Origin of the sequence: Rothia sp. HMSC036D11 (assembly GCF_001814205.1) — a bacterium.
Lineage (GTDB): Bacteria > Actinomycetota > Actinomycetes > Actinomycetales > Micrococcaceae > Rothia > Rothia dentocariosa.
In genome coordinates, this window is record NZ_KV815289.1 from 7,937 (window position 1) to 29,015 (window position 21,079).

Below are 21,079 nucleotides of genomic sequence, written 5' to 3' on the forward strand. Positions count from 1 at the left end.
TTCAGAAACCATCAAAGATTTGCAGCGCTGGCTCGGGACGGATGTTGATGGTTTGATCGGACCCTCTACAATCAGTGCTCTACAGAGCTGGTTGGGTCAAACCGCAGACGGGGTTCTTGACGGTCCCTCACCGGCCATTGTTGCGTTTCAGCGCAAGCTTATTGAAGGTAACTACTCTTAAGGCGTGAGAACCTGCACAGCACACAGTCTGTAACCTGCCCGACAACACGGTAGTGCATAACCGTACCCTGACTAAAAAACGTGTTCAGGTGAGTTACGGTTAAAAACTACCAACCGGTTTACCGGTTTCGCATCATGAGGTGCGGCGTTGGCGCTTATCCTAATGGCGCTGACTCTGCACCTCATGGTGTTTTAACACCGCATAAATAAGGAGGACATATGACTGAACTGGGTACCTCACGCCGCCGATTCCTGCGCGCCGCCGCTGTAGGCATTCCTGCTGCGGGCGCGCTCGCGGTTGGTTCGCCTCTGACCGCTCCGGCTGCGAACGCCGCGCAGACTTCGTCAACCCCGTCGAATCAGAACCAGAGCCCCGAAGCTCAAGGCGCGGCCACCAACGCGCAGTATCTCAGCGAGAAGGCGAAGAACTTCCATATTCTGCTTGATATGTACAAACAAGCTGGCGACGCGGTAGACGCAGCCCAGCTGACCCAGGAGGCGCAGCGCATCCGGGGTGCGGCGGACGAATCAAACAGCCCGTTCCCCAGCAGGCCTGTCTCGTGGGCTGGTGTTCAGCTGGAACGGGACAGGATGCAGCTTGCCGCCAAGATCAACTACGCCGCCATGCGTGCCGAACAGTTGGCCGATGAGCGTACCCGCGCTGGCGGGGGAGTGCCGCAAGGTCAGGATGCGGTGCGCCAGGCTGCACAGAGGCGCGTGATTTATCGTGTGCTCAGCAGCGCATCCCGAGACACTGATGCGCTGGTAACCAAGCTCGAAAACCTGGCGAAGGGTCGGTAAAGCAACGCTCATCGTGAGCAGATTCCTGTATAAAAAGGCTCTTTATTCCAATAAAGAGGCGGAAAACCCGCTTTATTGGAATAAAGAGCCTTTTTTACGATCCCGGACAGTACACCCCCCCAAACATGGCTGGCTCTGGGAAAGAGAACGAAAGGAACCCCTCCGGGAAGGACGGTAAAGAACCCGGAGGGGTTAGCTTAGGGGGGCTTACACCCTACTTCTTAATCGGTTCGCGCGAGATAACAACCTTCACCGCATTATGCTCGGCGGCATTTGCGAACAGGTCGTATGCCTCCTCGAACTGGTCAAAGGTGAAGTAGTGGGTTGCCATCGCCTTTGCGTTCAGGCGACCCGAACGCACCATATTCAGCAGGTTGCCCACGGTGTTGCAGTTCACCAGACCCATGTTGATGTTCACGTTCGAGATCCACATGGTGTTAATCGGCAGCTCTACCGGCTTGCCGTGCACACCCGCGTTCGCAATGTTGCCGTAGGGGCGCACGATCTTGGTGCAGGTCTCGAAGGTCTGCGGCACGCCCACTGCCTCAATCGCCACATCCACGCCCAAACCGTCGGGGGAGAGGGCCTTAATTTTCTCGATAAAGTCCGGATCGGCGGCGTTTACCTTATCGGTTGCACCCAATTCCAGCGCCTTGTTCATGCGGTTATCGTCCATATCGACGGTAATCACGCGCCCGGCACCGCACAGATTTGCCGTCATGATTGCGCCCAGACCCACCGGACCGGCGCCGATAACCGCAACCGTATCGCCGGGTTTGGTGTTGCCGTTGAGAATACCCATCTCGAACCCGGTCGGAAGCGCATCCGTGAGGAAGAGAACATCTTCGTCGGTCAGTCCCTCGGGAACCATGTGAACCGACGTCTCAGCGTAAGGAATGCGCACATACTCAGCCTGGGTGCCGTCAATCATGTACCCAAAAATCCAACCGACGCCGCCCACGGTCTGGCAGTGCGAAGGCTTATTATCCTTACAATATGAGCACTTGCCGCAGTTCGTGACCGCCGGAATAATGATGCGGTCGCCAACCTTCAAATCAGTGACTGCCGAGCCGACTTCGGTAATCGTGCCGATAGCCTCATGGCCCAGGATGCGCCCTTCTTCAACCTCGGGAACGTCACCCTTGAGGATGTGCAGGTCGGTGCCGCAGATGGTGGTGGTATCAACGCGAGCAATGACGTCGGTGGGTTCAAGGATGGCGGCGTCTGGAACTTCTTCCCAAGCTCGCTTGCCTGGACCGTGGTAAACAACTGCCTTCATGGTGACTCCTAACTGAGATTTTATGAGGGGTTGTAGCTACAGCATCATCGCTTATAGTCTTAACCTATCAAGAGTTCTTTATAGGTTGTACCTTCATTAAACCGGAAAAATCCGTAACTTCCTAGATGTTACGCAGATTACATTTAAGGTTATGGTGACTGTAAGAATGGCAGGCTTATGCGCGATGCGCTCTATACCGTGAGCAGGTGGTTTAGGTGCGCCGTGAACGTCGAAAATAGCCCTACGCTTACGGCCTCAGCCGTTGTTCCGGACTATATCTGTGCTGTATAGTTAGGGCAGTGATGAACCCATACTGGCAGGTCTGGGTACCTCACTGCGATGGCGTTCATCAACTAGATCTACCAATTGATAACGTCTACTAGGTTAGCAATCGCCCGGATCACGCGTGCTAGTGCATTTAAGACACGCGCGATGTCACGGGCGATTTTGCGTTTAAACGCGAGCAGGTGGTTTTTGGTACGAGCAGGTAAGATTTTCCTACCTGCTCGGTCAAAAACCACCTGCTCGCGTACATGCACGAGGGGGAGCGATACCGCACGGGTACCGCCTCATAGCTTAGATACTTGCGCTATGACCCACCTTCACGTGGCTGTGGCGATCACGCTCCGCATCGTGATAATCCGACTTGAAGCCCTTGAGCACCACCTCAATATCGTTCTCCTTCGCATAAACATTGGAGAAGTCCTCAATCAGCTCCAGCACATCGCTGGCAATATACGAAGAGTTCTCTGCGTTGATCGTGACCTTCGAACCGGGGCGAATATTCTTCAGCGTCTTCTTGATAGCTGCCTTGTTCAAGAACGACACCTCTTCCGCCAAATCCAGCGTAATTTCGTCGGCCTCTGCAAGCTCCTCACGGCTGAGGTAGTAGGCGCGCTTCATATTGCCCTGCAGCACGAAGAAGATACTGATCGCCAGACCAATACCCACGCCCTCCAGCAGGTCGAGGGCAACCACGGCAACTAGCGTAGCGGCAAACGGAATGAACTGGTACAGACCCTTACGCCAGAAGTGGAAGATGGTCTTCGGATTCGCCAGCTTATAACCCACCACCAGAAGCACAGCGGCAAGAGTCGCCAGCGGAATCAGGTTCAGCACGAACGGAATAGCCAGCACGCACACCAGCAGCAGAACGCCGTGAATAATGGCGGAAAGCTTATGGGTTGCACCCGCGCTCGCATTCGCGGACGAACGCACCACCACCGATGTCACAGGCAGGCCGCCAATAGCGGAGCACACCATGTTGCCAACGCCCTGTGCGCGAAGCTCGCGGTTGGTGTCTGTGATGCGGCGGTGCACATCTAGACGATCGGCTGCCTCAATAGAGAGCAGGGTTTCAATCGATGCCACAATAGCGATCGTGATACCGGTAATCCACACGTGTGAGTCTGTGAAGCCGGAGAAGTTGGGGAAAGTCGCCAGAGAAGCCACATCTCCCCACGACTTCGGCACAGGAAGCTGAACGAGCTGATTATTAGGAATTGCCAGGCCGCTATTGGTTTTGATGAATATCCAGTTCATGAAAATACCCACGGCAACCGCCACGAGCGCGGCAGGCAAAAGTTTAAGGTTCTTCAAACCGGGGATTTTATCCCAAGAAATCAGGATGATGAGGGACACAACCGTCACCAGAATCGACCCAAGATGAAGGTCTGCGAACACGTCCAGACCGTCTTCTCGCAGCTTCAAATCGCTGCCGAACGCTAACGGAAGCTGGTTAATGATGATAATAACGCCGATGCCCGCCAACATACCCTCAATGACGGCAAGCGGAATGTATTCGGCGATACTGCCCACGCGCAGGAAACCTAGGGCAAGCTGTATGGCACCCGCGATGAGACCCGCGCAGAGGAACAGCTCGAACGCGCCCAAACTGGTAATCGACTCAAGAACAATTGCCGCCAAACCTGCCGCAGGACCGGAAACGCTGATATTCGAGGTACTCAAGAACCCGATGACGATACCGCCAACAATACCCGAAATAACCCCCGAAAGCGGCGGTGCGCCGGATGCCAGGGCGATACCCAAACACAGTGGCAGCGCCACGAGAAAGACTACCAATCCCGAGGCGAAATTTGATTTAAAGAGAGCGCCTAAAGGCTGTTTTTCGATAGGTTGATTGACCAAAACCGATACTCCTTGATGTGTTGTCTGTATATTGTGGTGCGCCGTATGCCGGTGTGCTCGGGGCAAAAGCTCGCGCGAGCGGGTAGACTCTCACCCGGCATCGGGCGTTTTAGCGGCTACGCAGACTGTTTGCGTGTGTTAACCACCCATTCGGAATCGGTCAGGTTATAAATGCTCTGGATATCAGCCAGAATATTCTCAAAATCGATATCCAAATCGATCAGACGGCCCGTGCGCATATCAAACACCCAGCCGTGCACGATCGGGTAACCGTCCAGCAGATAACGCTCCTGAACGCATGCCATCTTGATGATATTCAGGCACTGCTCCTGCACATTCAGCTCGACCAGACGGTCGTACCGCGCGTCTTCGTCGGCGATCGCATCCAGCTCTTTGCGGTGCAGACGGTATACATCACGAATATTGCGCAGCCACGGGTTCAGCGGGCCCATATCTTCGGGCACCATCGCAGCCTTAATGCCGCCGCAATTGTAGTGACCGCACACGATAATATGCTTAACCTTCAGGTGTGAAACCGCATATTCGAGAGCGGAACCGGCGTTTAAATCCAGCCCGTGCACCAGGTTAGCGACGTTGCGGTGAACGAACACTTCGCCCGGTTCCAGACCCATCAGCCCCTCTGCAACCACGCGGCTGTCGGAGCATCCAATGTACAGAAAATCGGGGTTCTGACCATCCGAAAGCTCAGTAAAATACTCGGGATGCTGTTGTTTTTCGTCTCAAGCCATTGTTGATTATTCTCAAAAATGACTTCGTAGGATTTACTCATGTCTCTTCCTTTCTTTGAATGTTGGTAGAGGATTTTTCGCGCAGAATCATGGCGGACAGTCAGAAGGAAGGGTTGGAAGGGCTGCCCGTCTGCGAAAAAATGGTGACAATCACGGAATATGCACAGAGTTCTCCCTCAAACAGAAGGAAAGTAGATGTGTCTAGAAGAAAATCTGTGAAAATATGCCTGCTAGAAATAAGGCTATTCCGGCTTAAAAGATCGTGAGTGCCTTTATTCTGTTACTCAAAATCGTACGGGAGTTCAAAACACTACCCGATTATTCTATGAGGCCGAATAAAAACCCGACCGTCACCCTTAGTTATGTAATGACAAAAACTAAGTTCAGCCTATCCTAGCAGGTGAGCCGCCAATGCGCCACCGCGAAGGTACGCGCGGTGCCGCCGGTGGGATGTTATCGCAGACTATTTCTCGCTGACCTGACAGGCGACGGTGAGAGCCTTGAGACGGGCGCGGCAAAGCCTAAACCGGCAGGGAACGGGCGGTCTCAGGAATGCGCCTGACTCGCTGGCGCATCCAGGTAAACGCCCACACCAGCACGAAAGCGGCGACCATCGTCAGCACAATCGTGCCGCCAGTTGGCAGGTTAAACGCCCACGAGAAGTACAGCCCCGCGGTCGAACACAGCACGCCGAAAACCGGTGAGAACAGCATCATGGTGCCTAAACGGCGGCATGCGAGCCGCGATGCGCTGGCCGGAACCACAATGAGCGCAAGCACCAGCACATTCCCGAGTGTCTGCAAAGAAATCACCACGGAAACCGTCACGAGCACATACAGCAGAATATCCAGCCACAGCACCGGCAAACCCAACGCGCGAGCACTTTCACGATCCAGGCTCACCGTCACCAGCTGCCGATGAAACAGCCACAGAAGCAGCAGAATCCCGGCGGACATAGCCGCCGCCTGGGCAATATCGCCGCGTGAAACCCCCACAATCGAACCGAACAGGAAATCCTGAATCGACCCCGAATACCCCGGTGCCAGCGAAATAATCACAATACCCAACGCGAACGAACCGGCAAAGAAAATACCGATTACCGAATCCTCACGCAGCTTCTGGTTCTGACTAAAAATAGCCACCAAAACCGCCGTGATAACGCCCGCGATCAAGCCCCCGAACACCAAGTTGCCGCCGATAACGAACGCAACCGCCAAGCCGGGAAACACTGAGTGGGCAACCGCATCGCCAATAAAAACCATGCCACGCATCATCACATGGCACCCCACCACGCCCGTCACCAAAGAAGCCAGCGTCACTGCGGCGAGGGCACGCGGCAGAAACGCCAGGGAAGGGTTGAAAAGGTCAAACAGGAAATCGAGGGGAGTAATCATGCCGCTGCCTCCTGCGGGGTTACACGATGACCGGCAGGATGCCCCTGCCGGGTGCCGCCGGTCGAGTCGCCGCCTGCGCCCGGAACGCCAATCTTAGGCGATGGGCTTGTGCCCGCGCTTCCGCCTTTACCTGTGCTTTCACCCTCGCCCTCAAGTTCGTGCCCGTGCACCCAGGCGTAAAGCTGCTGTGGCGAAAAATCCTCGGCTTTGCCGTCCAAACTCAAGGAACCGCGCACCCCGCACAGCCGCGAACAAGACTCCTGCGCCGCTACAATATCGTGGGTAGACATCAGAAGCGTCACGCCCTCGCCCGCCAGCTGCCGGTACAGTCCGGTGAGCGCGGACTGGGTGGGCGCATCCACCCCCGTGAAGGGCTCGTCAAGAAGCAAAAGCGCCGGTTCAACCGCGATAGCACGAGCCAGAAGCACCCGCTGCCGCTGCCCGCCGGAAAGCTCGCCGATGGCACGGTTCTTCAGCAGCATTAAATCCGTGCGTTCCAAAGCGTGAAAAACCTTGACCCAATCCGCGGTTTTAGGGCGACGAAACCAGCCGATTTCGCGGGTTCGCCCGGTCATGACCGCATCCTTGACGGTGATCGGGAAATCCCACTGAAACTGGTGCTTCTGCGGCACATAGCCGATGCGCGCCCGCGCGGTGCGCGCAGTACTGCCCAGCACCCGAATGCTCCCCGAAGCAGGATGCAGCAGCCCCATAATGGCACGTAACAGCGTGGTTTTTCCGGCACCGTTCGCCCCGAGAAGACCCACAAATTCGCCGGGGTTCAGAGTGAGTGAAAAGTCCCGCAGCACTGCCCGCCGCCCGTACCCCGCATAGAGGTTTTGGATGCTCAGCGTCGGATTTTCACTCCCCGGCGCGGGGTCATTTTTGGAGTCTAGCACGGTGGTACCTTTACTCATCCCGCGTGCCCTTTCCGCTTGTCATGATGCGCTCGGCCTGCGCCTGCGCGGCCTTATTGCGGCGCATCATGAAGAGGCCCGCTGCGGCGAGTACCACCACAGCCCCCGCGCCGAGCGCCACCGGAAGGACAGGGAACCCACCGGATGAGGCCCCCGGACTATCGGAAGCCGCCGCAGAGTTTGCGCCCTCCGATTCGCCCGCCGGTGCCTGACCTGCGGCCTGCTGCGCCAGAGTGTACACCTCATCCGCAGTCACCGAATCCCCGATGGCGAACTTCATATAGCGGGTATCGGAAACAACCGAACCATCCGCAAGTTCCGCACGAGCCGTCACCTTCAGCAGATAGGCGCCGGGCTTGGTAAACACCCAATTGGCGTGGGTATGCGTGTTCTTCTCAACCCATATATCCTGCGGCTCGTGCTTGGACGAATCCCACAAAACCTGCGGCTTCGAGAAGTTCCCGTTCTCCAGGTACAGCGTGAACTGCCCCGGTCCCTGAACCTGCTCTAGGGTGAGGGTGACCCCGCGCGGGGTTTTCTGCACAAGCCCCGGGTCCTGAGTGGTCCAGCCGGGCCAGACGACCCCCTTCGTCTCGGTCTGCGGAATCACATACACCTGCTCGCCGGGCTGCGCACCCACAAACGAATAACGGTCATCGTCAGGAACCTGGCGAAGGGCCGCATCGGAGCCGCGGTACAGCACATCATCCACGCTGCGCCAGATGGGTGTAGCGGCATGATCGTCATGGATCATGAGCTGAAACTTACCGTCAGTAAAACGCGGACCCATATCAACATGCCCGCTCGAAATTTCGGTGCGTCCCGTGCCCACCGGCTGCTCGGGTGAGAGCGTCTGCTGCAGAGCCTTCTGCTCTTTACTGAGGTTATCGGTCGTGGCTGCCGTGCTTGACGATGCACCCGGCGCGGGCGTGTGATCGGCATATGCCGGATTGGCTATAGAGGCTGTGAGAGCCGCGCATAAAGCGAGCGAAATAACCTTCTGACTAGTTTTTATTCCAAAAATAGAATATTTCATGTATATCTTCTTCCTCAACGTTGATGGATGTATATGCATATGTGGCTATGGACGAGAATACGACTTCACCGCCCAACCGCTCGCTGGATAGTATGTGCATTAGCACGCATCATGTCCGCATAATGGGGTGCCTCATCATCGAGCGAATCGGAATATAAGGTACCCACCTGAACCCCGTTTTCATGGGCGACCTCGCGCAAAACTGGGCTTCGCGTGCGAGTATTCCGATCGAGGAATATAGCCGGTACACGCAAATCCCTGATAGTGCGCTGCAGCCGCTGCCGCTGTTGGATGCTCGGCTCACTGCCCGCCACCGGCGTTACGAACCCCGCCACCGTCAGCCCATAAGTACTCGCCAGGTAGCGGTACCCGTCATGGGTGGTAATCAGGTTTTTCGAGGCTTCGGGCAAAGATGCATAGATGCCGCGAATCTCCCAGTCCAGCTCATCGAGCTCGCGCATAACACGCTCGGTATTCGCCGTGTACAGGCTGGTTCCGGGCGGGTCAGCCTCGGCGAGAGCATCACGCATGACCTGCGCGGCCGCCTTCATATTTGGCACCGAATGCCATATATGCGGGTCTATCTCGCCGTGCACATGTTTGCCGAGCACCGCCTGCGCCAGCAAATACACCTGCCCCCGATGCTCGCGCGAAGAACCCCTCAAGAACCCGTATTGGCCGCCCGCAGGAACCTCCTGCAGGGTGCGCGAAGGAACCGCAATGATCGTACGAGCCAGATCGTGTTCGGTGACTTTCCCGCCACTATCGGTGCGAATCACAAGCCGTCCCGTATATGCCTGAACGGCTATATCCGCATGTCCAGAGGCTAAAACGGTGGTCGTATTTGCACCCAGACGAGAGGCGGCCTCGGCAGGATCCTCACCCACCACAACGTGCAGTGTTCCCTGCGCCTGCCGCACCCCCTCGGGTGCGTTGCGGGGCGTTGCCAGAACATCAAGTTCGTACACACCGGCATCCGCAAAAGCCCACGAAAGATGCGTATGCGCCTGCAGCGGAAGCTCCAGCGACCCCATATCGCCGGTGCGCACCCTCACACCATCCTGCGTGGATTCTTGCGTGCCGCGTGCCTGAGAATCGCACATCATCTCGACCGAGCCGAAGGTCTGTGTAATAAACGCCGCAACCTGCCCGGGACCCTTCACACGGGTAACCGAAAACGCGACCGAAGCATCCGAATCTGAGGGCGACTCAGCGGAATGGCTGGCGGATGCGCCCGAAGACTCGGCGCCCTCCACTCGCAGCCCCAACCAGATAGAATCCAGCGAGGCATCCTCCACCACGGGTTCAAGCTTGCCGCCGTACTGCTCAATCCTCTCGGCAACCGCCACCTGCGCCGAACCCTGCGGCAGGTTAGAGCTCACCATCGCCACCATTTTGCGCTGTTCCAGCAATAGACCGTTGGTGAACGCCAGCCGTGCGTAGGCGACATCGCGCACATCCCGCAGGCTCGGCTCATAGGAATGCGGGTCTGCACCATTGGGAATGAGGGCATGTACCCGCGCACGCTCGCCGCCAACAGCACGCGCCACATCCGCCAAAATCGGGGTTGTCGCCACCACCTGAAGACGCCCGTCGGCATCAAAACCTGAGGACGTATTCTGTGCGGTGCAGGCGCTCAACGCCGCGCAAACAGGCAGAAAACCCAGGAAAGCGCGGCGGCTGAGCGGAAGTTCGAGTGAGCGCTGCGGTGTACAAGACTGACGGCGTGAACCTCTAGAGCTCATGGCGGTGCCGACGGCGCACGGTGTATACGATCATGCCTCCCAGCGCGACGGCAAGCACAGAGGTGCTGACCATAAACGGATTAAATCCAGCCCCGGTGTTGGCGAGCTTCCCGGCGGCAGCGGCCTGCTGCGCATCCTTAAGCTCCTGGTTGGTGAGGGCGCAGTCCTTACCCGAGGCGGTCTTGCCGACAATGCGTACCTTCGTGCCGTCCGGCTTCGTCACAATACCGCTGGCCGCATCCACGGCGCCCCGCTGGGATTGCTGCTCGGTAGGTTTATGAGTGGTCGAGTTTTCGGCGTTCTCAGGGGCGTTCTTCTGGTGGGCGGGCGCGGGGTTCGCCGGATTATCGGCATTGCCCACCGTAAAGTTCAGGGTCGATGTGCTCTCGACGGTCTGCCCGTTCTTCAGATGCACCTGCCAACCGATCGTCACCCGGTAGCGGCCCTCAGCGGTAAACACCCAGTTGCTGTGTTGGTGCGTATTCAGTGGAACCTGAAATGAGCCGCCACGAGAATCGAAGACTTTCTGCCCAGCGGAACCGAAGTTGCCCGAAAGGAACACCGACATTGAGCCGGGGCCGTCGAATCCCCTCAAACTCATGGTGACCGGTCCATCGGCCTGTTTGAGAAGTTCGGGATCCTGGGTACTCCATCCTAGCCACGGCACGCCTGCCTGCTGGGTTGCCCCAATCATGTGCACGGTACTTCCAGCGGGGGCAATATCTTCCATGCCCGCCGGGAATTTCAGCTTCGCAGCATCGCCGAGGACGAATTCTAAAGAGCCGGGTGATACGTGTTTGGGCGGGCTGAACCGATCGTCTTTGACGGCAGAACTCAGCGTGGAACCGTTCAAGACCGGGCCAACGTCAAAATGCCCCTCGGTAGCGCGATCCGCTGCGGCATGATCCGCAGTCGTTACCATCGGCAGAGTACCGGGAATATTCGCCGGGTTTTGGGTGCTTCGTGACTGCACGGAATCCTTGACGATAACCTCGGTTGGAATGCATTTCTCGGATTCGGTTCCGGGATAAGAGCCGCCGCGAGAACCCGAAGAGGGTGCGGTATTGCCCGAAGTCCCTGAACCGCCAGAACCCGCACTCCGAACGGTCGGCGCGGTAACATTTTGGGCATTTGACCCGTTAACCGTGCGGTTCGGTGTGCCGGCATGCTGATCGGCTTGCTGCGGTGCCGGGGCGGGTGCATCGGGCGCGGGGGCATCACCCGTTGCAATCTGGGGGTTGGGGGTCGCATCCGCTGAAGATTCAGGCTGAGCCGGGGCGGCTTCCACACTCGATGAATCCTGATGTGCGGGTTCGATCACCTGATGCTGCGCGTGAGAACTACCTGCGCCATGATCTCCCTCTGATGAGCGCTCATTCGGGGCGGCATCCCGATGCGCTTGCTCACCGCCCTCCTCACGCTGCGGCGGAGCGGCAGCTGATTCGGCGGAGTCCTGCGGGTTTTGTGCCCGATGCCCCTGCTCGAAAACATCCTGCGGAACTTCGCCCACCACAACGGTGTAGGTCTCCTCCGCGTGAACCTGCGTGCCGTCCGCGAGCTCGGCGCTCGTGCGGAAAGTGAACCGGTAGGTTCCGGCGGCGGTAAACGCCCACGCAGCATGCACATGAGAACCTGCCTCAAGCTCGTAGGGCACTAACCGATCCGCCGTGCTGAACATGCGCGATGCCCCGGAGAGATTCTCCTGAAAAACCTCGGCGCGTGCACCTTCGGGAACCTCGCTTTTGACGAGTTCAACCGTGATTTTATTGTTTTTCAGAGCGCCCTGCGGAATGTTTTCGGCACTAAAGCCGGGGTAGAGAAGCCCATCGGTATGCTTCTGCGAGATGTACCAGATGGGGGTGCCTTCGGGGGCAATGAAATCATATCCGGCGGCTACGCGGGTTTGGGATTGATCGTTGGCAGGCAGGTTGAAAATGGTGGTGGAGGGGTTGAAAAGGCCTTCACCATCCTGTGTTTCGGCCTTGGAGTTTAGGGTGAGTTTTCCGTCGTGAAGCTCTGCGTTGAGCAGTTCGGTGTGCACGCCGCGCACAATGTAATTTCCGGTGTAACTGCGCGGTTCTGCCTGTGCTGCACCTGCGCCATGTTCTTCGTGTGCGAGCGCCGCCGGTGCCGTGTTGAAAGCGGGCAGAGCGGGGGAGAGGGCTAGTGTGCATCCCAGGGCGGTGGTTCCGATGATGGTAAATGTTTTGCGACCGCGTTGTTCTCGCGGTGGGGTTTGCGGGGTGGATCTGCGCATAGTTTTCCTCCAACGACGGTGTGGTGTGTGAGTTCACGACGCATCGGTGCGTGTGATTATGAGAATCACTATACATATCTATTTTGATTATGACAATTATTCTCAATTAGTGATAGGCTGTGTATGCAAAATGAGAAAGGTTGTCATGTACACGAAATACACACATCGTCGTGCGCTGAGTGCATCCCTTGCTCGTATTTCCGCAGTAGCTCTGCTGGCTCTCGCTGGTGCATCGCCTATGCTCCCCGCGCATGCGGGACCCGACGACGGGCGCATTATTACTACTCAGGGTCATGTTGATGCCCCGAAAACCTACTGGGAAAACGGCGGTTTCGCACTCAAAAACGAAGCAAACCCCTATAAGACCGGTGCCGATCTCTATGACCTCGATAAGACCGTCAACTGGGTGGGGAAGGGGTGGGATGGCCGCAATGGTGCATCCCAATACACTCTGACCCTCACTGATTCACCCAATCTGCGTTTTCTGGGCGAACCCGGGCAGACCCTCTACATGGCGCCCACCCTGACCTGGGGCAATCACGATCCCATCTGGGCGGGGCTGGGTTCATCCGTCAAAATCCCAACTGAAAAATTCCGCGACGGCATTTACGCGACCGATATTCTCTCGGTCGAAGGCCCCGGCCGCATGGAGCTTTTTCGCTACAACCCCGATGAAGGACCTGCGGATGTAAACCGCATCCTATCAAGCACAAGTACCGGGTGGCACTCCTGGCTGCTCAGCAAAGGAAGCCACACGCATAACACCACAACCTTCACGCGACCCGGGCGTTATGTGGTGACCTATCGCACGGTAGCGCGCGGCACGGACGGATCGATCATCCAATCCCCGCCGCAAAAACTCGTGTGGCAGGTGGGCGGGCGTAAACCCATTCTCGGTGACGGAACCCCGAACGCGGTACCGACCATTGACCGCTATAATGCTGCACCCGTCGGGAACCTGGACTTAGCCAAATACGTGCTTTCCGTGGCACCCCATAAGCTCGATCCCGACCCTGCGAAGAACAAGGATGCCGACGATAAACTCAGCGACATCACCTTCACCGCAGCCGATAAAAACCTTAGTGGAACGTTGACCCTGTACAACAACGGGTACTTCCTCACCGACCTTGAGGTAAAAAACGGCACCGCCACCTGGAGCGAGATGATGGGCGGCGAATCCTCGCATCTGCAGGCTGTCTTCACCCCAAGCGGGAACGAGGGCGCGCGCTGGATTTCGCATAAGCTCGCCTATGAACCCGGGCACGCCGAGAGCGTATACAGCGACGACGGCACTGGAGACTGGCCCGTTGAAGAGCCCGATGACCGCAATACCGTGCTTCCCACCGCTCAATACACCCCCGCCAGCGGCGACTACACCGTACGCACCGTGCCCTCCACACAGGAAGGGTACCGCACGCTTGAGGTGACCTTCGCCGACCCTAATGTTCGCGGGTTTATCCGGGGCGGGTTCTACGCCCCCAACGACTACGAATACCCCAAATTCGATATAGAAACCACGATCGACAACGGGGTAGCGCGCTTCACCTACCGGGAAGATAGCTACTTTGAGAACAGCGAGCTTATCGTGAAAGTGCTGCCGCATCCCGATATGAATGCCCGCACCTCACAGGTGAAACTCACCCAAAATTATCAGCGCGGCGGCAATTACAGCGCCACGGGAACGCTGGGTGCGGATGCGCCCGCCGCAAACCCCCAGCCGAGCGACTCACACACCCCGGAGCCCCAGCCAAGCCCCTCCGCTGACCCGAGCGATCCCGGCACCAACGATGCGCCGCCCAGCGCATCCCCCGCCCCGGCGGCTCCCGAGAAGCCGAGCGCAAACCCGACTCCTTCGCGAGATGGGGACACACAACGCACGCAAAACCCCGCACCGAAGGCACCCGCCCCCATGCCAACCTGCGAGGCGGGCAAGATCGACGGCCGCTATAAAATCGGCGACGGACACCTAGACCTTCAAGCACAACTGCGTGATAACCGGCTGGAACTGGGGCTCAAAGACGATAGCGGACTTATCGATGCGGACTCGGTAGTACGCCCGTTGGATACCGTGGTGTGGACCGTCAGTGATCGTGCCCGCCGCAGCCGCAACGAGCGCATGAACTCGCCCAAACTCGACTTTATTGGACCGGTCGGAACCGCGTTTTACGGGCTTCCGCAAACCCAGATGCGCGGGCTGCCCTGGCCCGGGTACAGCACCCAGGATGTGGACTACAGCAGACTCGACGGCGGCGTAACCCTGCATGTTGTTCCTCGCAGCATGCCGAAGGGCGCGCGATTCGGCGTCTTCACTGAGTCGTTGACCGGCCCCGAGGTTCTGCTGGATTCGACCAAAAATCAACATAGTATATCGATCGACTACGCAACCCACGCGCACGCCAACTGGGTGTTTACCGAGCCTGGGCATTACATGTTTGATGTTCAGTACACCGCAAAACTCAAAGACGGTACTGAGATCACAAGTAAGGTCCAGCAGCTTGCCGTTGCCGTCGGGGATGAGGCAAGCAACGCATGCTCCTTTACCGCAGTGCCAGAGCCGGGCACGGGCGCAAACGGCGGTTCATCCTCCGACCAGAATGCCGGGCAAGATTCCTCGGCACGGGTGGGCACCCCTCAGGGCGCTGTGCGTGTTCCCAACGCCCCGGCGGATGCGGCGCATCCGCACAACCCGACCGAACCGCAGGATGCCTCGGCAGCCCCGCAGAACGGTACAGAGGGCACGAACCCGCAAGGTTCTGAGCAAGCGGCGAACTCGGGAACAGCCCAGAGGGCGGGTACCCAGACTGGTACAACCACAGAGAACGGCACGGTCACCGGATCGTCAGGGAACGGCGTATCGGGCGGTTCAGATTCGGGCGCATCCGGCGTGGTTCAAGGATCAGTAGGCGGTGCATCCGCGGGCTCGAATGTGCTGGCGCATACCGGATTTGCCGTGATTCCCGTGGTAATCGCGGGCGTTGCGCTTCTGGGCACTGGTGCCGTTTTGGTGATCCGTCGTCGGCAAAAGTAGCCGCGGCGTAAGACACCGAACACGCATTACACCTTATGACCTCACCGTTTTCACAAAAACGGTGAGGTCATAACCGTTTAAGAGCGTGTTGAGCAAGGGTTTTGGCGGGTAGAGCAGCAGGAGCGCCATCCGTTTTATACCCCCTTAAAATCCCCGCTGACCGTGAGCAAAAGGCTGAATCTTGCGGATGCGCCGGTTACACTAGGTATAGCCGTGAGACCTACCCGAGCACTAGAGCGTGAGGAGCAACCGTGGACGATGCAATAACCGGCATGCGCGAAGGAGCGCCGCTAGGATCCGCCTTCACGCTTATTCGCGCGGTAGGTTCCGGCACGGTCGGCACCGTCTGGGCGGTCTCACGTAAAGGCTCATGGGCGCTGTATGCTGCTAAATTCCTCAAGCCCGAGTACCACAAAGACAGCGAATTTCTTGAGCGGTTCGTGCGCGAACGCACCGTGCTTTCGCAGCTGCACCACCAGTACATCGTGCCGATCGAAGACATGGTGGTCGAGGGTGACAACCTGGCGATCGTCATGGAATACCAGCATGGCGGAAGCGTGCGCGAGTTTTTGCAGAAGCAGAAGAATCTGCTGCCTGGCGAGGCCTTCGGCATTGTTGAGCGCGTGCTTTTGGCGCTGGAATACGCGCATCGTTCCGGGGTTCTGCACCTAGATATTAAGCCCGATAACGTGCTTTTATCAGGGCATTATGGCGATGCCCTCGTGGAGCAGGTGCGGGTTGCCGACTTCGGTATCGCCACGCTCATGGGGCAGACGGAGAGCCAGGGTTTTTACGGTACGCCCGCCTATATGTCGCCCGAGCGTAAAGCCTATGGAAGCTCGGATTCCTCAGCCGATATTTATTCCGCTGGTGTTATGCTGCACGAGCTTCTGGTCGGCGCCGTTCCGCTGGTGGATGCGGATTCTGCCGTTCAGATCAGCGATCACCTTCCCGAGGATGTGCGCACCGTCCTTGAGAATCTTATGAGCCTATCGCCCAAGAACCGCCCGCAGGCTGCGCAGGCTGTGGCGCAGGTTCGGGCTCTGCGCAAGAAATACCAGGATGCTGACCGGTTCGAGTATGAGGAACGTGCCTCAGAAAGCCAGAGTACCGGTGGTCGTCAGCGCACGGTTATTCGCGGCGGCGAGCAGACACCCGCTCAAGCTGCGCAGGATAACTACAGTACTCAGGTGCCCGAACTGGGTGAAGCCTCGCATCAGACGATTATCCGCCCGGTGACCGAGGCGCCGGTTGTCGAAGAGGAAGAAATCGACGAAGAATTTGAGAATGAGCAGCCAAGAACGGTTGCCTCACAGCTCAAACGCCCGCTCGTGTGGGGGTCGATATTAGGTATTTTGGCGCTTATTTGCGCGTGCGTTTTCGTCTTTATCAACAGTTCCGGTGAGAAGAAGCAAGAGGGACCGAAAGAGCATTGGACCGCATCCTCAGGCACGAATTCGCCCCTGCCGAGCGGTTTAGGCACCCGCCTGGAGGCCGACTATGACCCGTCTTCTCATACGGCAACCGTGAAATTTGAGTACTCAACGCAAAAATCCGGGCTGCACGGCGATATTCTGCAGGTCATTCCCGGGCTGAGCACCGATTCCTGCCCGCAAACCACGTGGAACCAGGCGAGTGAGGCCGAAGAGATCCGCAAAAATCAGGCCGCCATTACCGGGCTGGATACGAAATGCGCCTGGAACGTGAGTAACCTCAAGATTCCGGCGAACTCAGCCGTAACCATGAGCGCCAAGGTCGATATCGATATTCCCGATCAGAAGAGCCTCGAAAAATGGCTGGGAGAGATCACCAAGAAGACCCAGACCGCCATTAGCGACCCGGACGTGAAGTCGGCTTCGTACCCCATTCAGCGCATCCAGAAGATTGAGGTGCAGGTGCCCAACCGCGTGGTTAACCAATCGGCGGTACCGGTTACCCTGTTGCCGGTGTGGCCCAGCGGCAAGGATGACCTGAACCCGCTCATGAAGCTGCCGCAGACCGGCACCCCCTCCCAGGCCATTACCTCGCTGGCGCCGGACACGGGTGATATCGCCTTCACAGACGGATGCTCCGGTCACCTGTCAATTTCAGCGGATCAGAAAAATGTGACGGCCCTATCGGTTGCTCCCCAGTGCAAGCTCAACGTTCAGGTGGGTAACTTCACAAATCTGCAAAGTAACGCTTTCAGTATTACATCACGGTAATTGAACGTCTGTTGATCGTGCGACAGAGCGTTAAGATTGGCATATTTCCCGCACATTCTACTCATGGCGCGGTAGAATACCTTTAAGTTGCCTCGAACGGTTTACTCAACGCCACACACATACGATGCAACATTACTGTCCATAAAATCAGCCACCTTCCGGAGTGCCATATGTCTACACGCTTCGACGCGTCAGAATCACGGCTGACGTGGAAGAGCCGCTGTGTGCGGGTGCCTTTAACCATCGGGGTCATTGGCAGTTTGCTCCTTGCGGCATGCTCCTCGTCAGACCAGCAGAATAGTGATCCTACCTCGCCCGGGCAGACGACCCAGCAGAGCGAACAGCAGGTGCAAAACCCCACGCACGTGCTGCAGAACGTGAACCTTAAACTTGCGAGCAACGGTAACGTTTCTGCTATTGACACCAACAATATCTATGTCAATGAACAAGAGCACAAGAGCTCCAGCAAAACCATCAACTTCAAGGTCAAGGACGTTATTAACGACGTCCCGGTGCGCGTCAGCACTCAGTACCAGAGCTCCAAGGGCACCGGTACAAACCTGAAAGACCTGAACGGGTACTCCGGTGAGCTGACTATTAAGGTCACCGTCGAAAACCTTACGCTCAAGTCCCAAGAGGTAAGCTACGATGCGGGCGGCACCAAGCGCACCAACCAGGCGCTCGTCGGTGTTCCGTTTACGGTGGCAGGGTCGGTTTCGCTCGATAACGTGAAATCCAACCAGATCATTACCTCTGGCGATAAGACGGACGACAGCGCAACCAACGGCGTGATCAGCACGACCGGGGACGGCAAGGCGAACGTGCAGTGGGGCGCGATCCTGGCGCCTCCGACCTCAGGGGCGAGCACATCGTTCACGCTGAAGGTGAATGCGCAGGACTTCAAGGCACCCGATTTCGATATTGCGGTTCAGCCGGGGTTTGCCTCTGACCTTTCGGGTGAGAGCGTGCTCAACAACAGCTTCAATAAGAACGACGCCAACCAGGTTGCGATGCTTCAGCGCACTATCGACTTGGTGAACAATGTCGATTCGACGATTACCAGCGCCAGCTCGCAGGTGAACGAACTGCGCTCCAGCCTGGATAACACCTCGGACACCCTAGGCCAGGATGCCGCGAAAAACCTGCAGGCTAACAGCGAGAGCCTGACCAAGCGTATGGCGGAGCTTGACGGGCAGATTCAGTCTCTCAAGGATGACCTCGCCAAGACTGCTGACGGCAACAAGAACCAGCTCATCAGCCAGCTGGAAAGCACCGTGAACACGATGGATACCCTGCTGGGTGATACCTCGCAGGTTCCGAATGTCTCGGTTTCGCATCAGAACGGGTCATGCACCGTCGATCGCGGTGCAGCCGGAGGCGGATCGAGCGTATACGGCAACCTCGTGCAGCTTTCCCAGATTCTCAACAACTATGCCGATGCCAGCGGCGACTGCCAGCGTGCCCTCGCGGACTCGCTGCGCCAGACCATCGGGCCGGACAACCCCAGCCCTGAGGTCTGCCGTGACGGGTCTTCGGTCACCTGCTCCCTGTACGGTGCTTCGGTCACCTCGCAGGCAAGCCTGATTGGTCTCGTCGCTAATGGTGAGAAGCTTGTGAACGAGCTGCAGCCCGAGTACCTCAAGGGTGCCAACAAGAACTACCGTGCCCTGCGCGGCGAGGTAGACAACCTGACGAAGTACCTGCAGAGCGATGAAGGCAAGAAAGCCATTCGAGACCACCAGCAGAACGGTGACGTCACGGAATCGCTCAAGTCTAGCCGCCGGTCGGTAGATGAGCTCAAGAAAACCTCGGATGAGCTCACCAAGGCGCTCAACAGCCTGCACAGCAAGGCCGTGGCGGCGCGCAACGACGTGAGCGGAAACTCGAACTCTATAGACCAGCAGAACGAAGATATCGCTAACGAACTCTGCAAGCTTTCGGTAGAAAACGGCGGCAAGCTCTCGCAAGAGGAAGTAGACCGCCTGCGCTCCTACCTGACCTCTACGCCTTGCGGTGAGACCCCGAGAACTCCGCAGCGCGATCAGAATAACCAGAACCAAGGCGATCAGAACACCCCGAACAATAACCAAAACGGGAATAACGGTAACCAGAACAACCAAAACCAGGGTAATCAGGATAATAACCAGAACACCCCCAATAACAACCAGAATGGTCAGAACGATCAGAATGGTCAGGGCGGTGCTCAGGTAACCCCTCAGAACGACCCGACTGAGAACGGTCAAAACGATCAAAACGGTCAGAACCAGAACACCCCGAACAATAACCAAAACGGGAACAACGCTAACCAGGGCGGAACTCCCGTAGTCCCGGCGGCACACCGATTTGCTGCCGACAAGCTCCAGGCGCCCGAAGGTTACGGGCAGGCTATGGACGAGCGCCTGAACAACCAGGCACGTGCTTGGGACGAGGTTATCAAGGAAACCGACCTGCAGAACCCGACCACCCCTCTGGCGCAGAACGCCAAGGGATTCTCCGACCAGGTGAACTCCCTGGACTCCGCGCTCAGCTCGGTTGAGAAGGCGTATGCGGGCGAAGGTGACGACCAGAACCGTGATCGCGATGATCGTCAGAACGATCCGAACTCCCTGGATGAAAAGCTCAAGGCGCTGACTAGCGCATCCGACGAACTGGGTAAGAACCTGGATGAACTTTCCAGCCAGCACTCCGAACTTTCGGAAGCTCTCAAGAATGCATTCAAGGACTCTGCTGACGAAACCAGCAAGAACATCAACAACCTGATTTCGCAGGAGATCCGCCAGGTATCGGCTCAGGGTTCGGCAGGTGCCGATTCCATTCAGAATTCCTTCACCAGCTCAATCTACGGGCTGGCGGAAGCCTCGAACGTAATCGTGCGCGATGCCGGTAACTCTCTGGAGGCGCAGCGCCGTGACATTGCCGGTAAGGTTGAGAACCTCAAGGCATCCTTGGATGGGGTCACCCAGAGCTCCCTGGAGCAGCTGGATGCGCGCACCGGAAACGCCAGCCGCGACCTGGCGGGTGCATCCGTGCTTCTTGCCGACGACCTCAACAAGGTTATCCTTGACCTGGGCGATAGCCGAGTCGATGGTTCGGGTCTGCTGGGCGCGTTGAAAACGAACGCCGCGAAAGCTGGTGCCGCCGACTTCCAGCTGGCCCTTGCCTCGCAAAACGCGCAGGGTTACACCAGCGTTCGTGCCGAGGATATTGCGGCCGTGCAGCTGCGGCAGGCACAGTTCAAGGCGTCCTTGGAAAAGCTCAAGTCACTGCCCTCCTTCCACCTGCCTGACGGTGGTAAGGCCGAAGTGAAGGTGGTTTACACCTTCCACATTGGGGACATGTAG

The 21,079-nt window shown here is 57.6% G+C and carries 13 protein-coding genes; 5 read left to right on the top strand and 8 right to left on the bottom strand.

Going from position 1 to position 21,079, the window contains the following annotated elements; genetic code table 11:
* Both HMPREF2958_RS04620 and HMPREF2958_RS04625 read left to right on the top strand, forming a co-directional pair.
* On the top strand, nt 1-181 hold a 181-nt coding region (locus HMPREF2958_RS04620; RefSeq protein ID WP_305793665.1), incomplete at its 5' end, for a putative peptidoglycan-binding domain-containing protein.
* Between the two features lie 218 nt (nt 182-399).
* A complete protein-coding gene (locus tag HMPREF2958_RS04625; RefSeq protein WP_070697004.1) occupies nt 400-981 on the top strand; it encodes a hypothetical protein in 582 nt (193 codons plus the stop codon).
* A gap of 214 nt (nt 982-1,195) precedes the next feature.
* Here the strand turns inward: HMPREF2958_RS04625 and HMPREF2958_RS04630 are convergent, their stop codons facing one another.
* From HMPREF2958_RS04630 to HMPREF2958_RS04665, 8 genes are all read right to left on the bottom strand, one after another.
* Nucleotides 1,196-2,260 (bottom strand): alcohol dehydrogenase catalytic domain-containing protein, encoded by a 1,065-nt coding sequence (locus HMPREF2958_RS04630; RefSeq protein ID WP_070697005.1) that lies wholly within the window; start codon nt 2,258-2,260, stop codon nt 1,196-1,198.
* A gap of 576 nt (nt 2,261-2,836) precedes the next feature.
* A complete protein-coding gene (locus HMPREF2958_RS04635) occupies nt 2,837-4,408 on the bottom strand; it encodes a SulP family inorganic anion transporter (RefSeq protein WP_210400881.1) in 1,572 nt (523 codons plus the stop codon).
* Between the two features lie 116 nt (nt 4,409-4,524).
* Nucleotides 4,525-5,040 (bottom strand): carbonic anhydrase, encoded by a 516-nt coding sequence (locus HMPREF2958_RS04640; RefSeq protein WP_246828029.1) that lies wholly within the window; start codon nt 5,038-5,040, stop codon nt 4,525-4,527.
* Between the two features lie 638 nt (nt 5,041-5,678).
* Nucleotides 5,679-6,551 (bottom strand): anchored repeat-type ABC transporter permease subunit, encoded by an 873-nt coding sequence (locus tag HMPREF2958_RS04645; RefSeq protein ID WP_070697007.1) that lies wholly within the window; start codon nt 6,549-6,551, stop codon nt 5,679-5,681.
* Nucleotides 6,548-7,468, bottom strand: coding sequence for an anchored repeat-type ABC transporter ATP-binding subunit (locus HMPREF2958_RS04650; protein WP_070697009.1), 921 nt, complete (start codon nt 7,466-7,468; stop codon nt 6,548-6,550). The genes HMPREF2958_RS04645 and HMPREF2958_RS04650 overlap by 4 nt, the downstream gene beginning before the upstream one ends.
* Entirely contained in the window at nt 7,461-8,504 is a 1,044-nt protein-coding gene (locus HMPREF2958_RS04655; RefSeq protein ID WP_083313701.1) for a choice-of-anchor M domain-containing protein, read from the bottom strand. The genes HMPREF2958_RS04650 and HMPREF2958_RS04655 overlap by 8 nt, the downstream gene beginning before the upstream one ends.
* Before the next feature lie 65 nt (nt 8,505-8,569).
* Entirely contained in the window at nt 8,570-10,249 is a 1,680-nt protein-coding gene (locus HMPREF2958_RS04660; protein WP_070697010.1) for an anchored repeat ABC transporter, substrate-binding protein, read from the bottom strand.
* Nucleotides 10,239-12,506: a TIGR03773 family transporter-associated surface protein gene (locus HMPREF2958_RS04665; RefSeq protein WP_070697012.1), complete on the bottom strand. Its 2,268-nt coding sequence runs from the start codon at nt 12,504-12,506 to the stop codon at nt 10,239-10,241. The genes HMPREF2958_RS04660 and HMPREF2958_RS04665 overlap by 11 nt, the downstream gene beginning before the upstream one ends.
* Nucleotides 12,507-12,651: 145 nt before the next feature.
* On the opposite strand from HMPREF2958_RS04665, the gene HMPREF2958_RS04670 reads away from it, so the two are divergent.
* The 3 genes from HMPREF2958_RS04670 (at nt 12,652) to HMPREF2958_RS04680 (ending at nt 21,079) form a co-directional block, all read left to right on the top strand.
* Nucleotides 12,652-15,534, top strand: coding sequence for a choice-of-anchor M domain-containing protein (locus tag HMPREF2958_RS04670; protein ID WP_246828030.1), 2,883 nt, complete (start codon nt 12,652-12,654; stop codon nt 15,532-15,534).
* Nucleotides 15,535-15,785: 251 nt separating this feature from the next.
* Nucleotides 15,786-17,738, top strand: coding sequence for a serine/threonine-protein kinase (locus HMPREF2958_RS04675; protein WP_246828031.1), 1,953 nt, complete (start codon nt 15,786-15,788; stop codon nt 17,736-17,738).
* A 170-nt stretch (nt 17,739-17,908) separates the two neighbouring features.
* Complete coding sequence (locus HMPREF2958_RS04680) at nt 17,909-21,079, top strand: 1,4-beta-xylanase (protein ID WP_070697016.1); 3,171 nt, start codon at nt 17,909-17,911, stop codon at nt 21,077-21,079.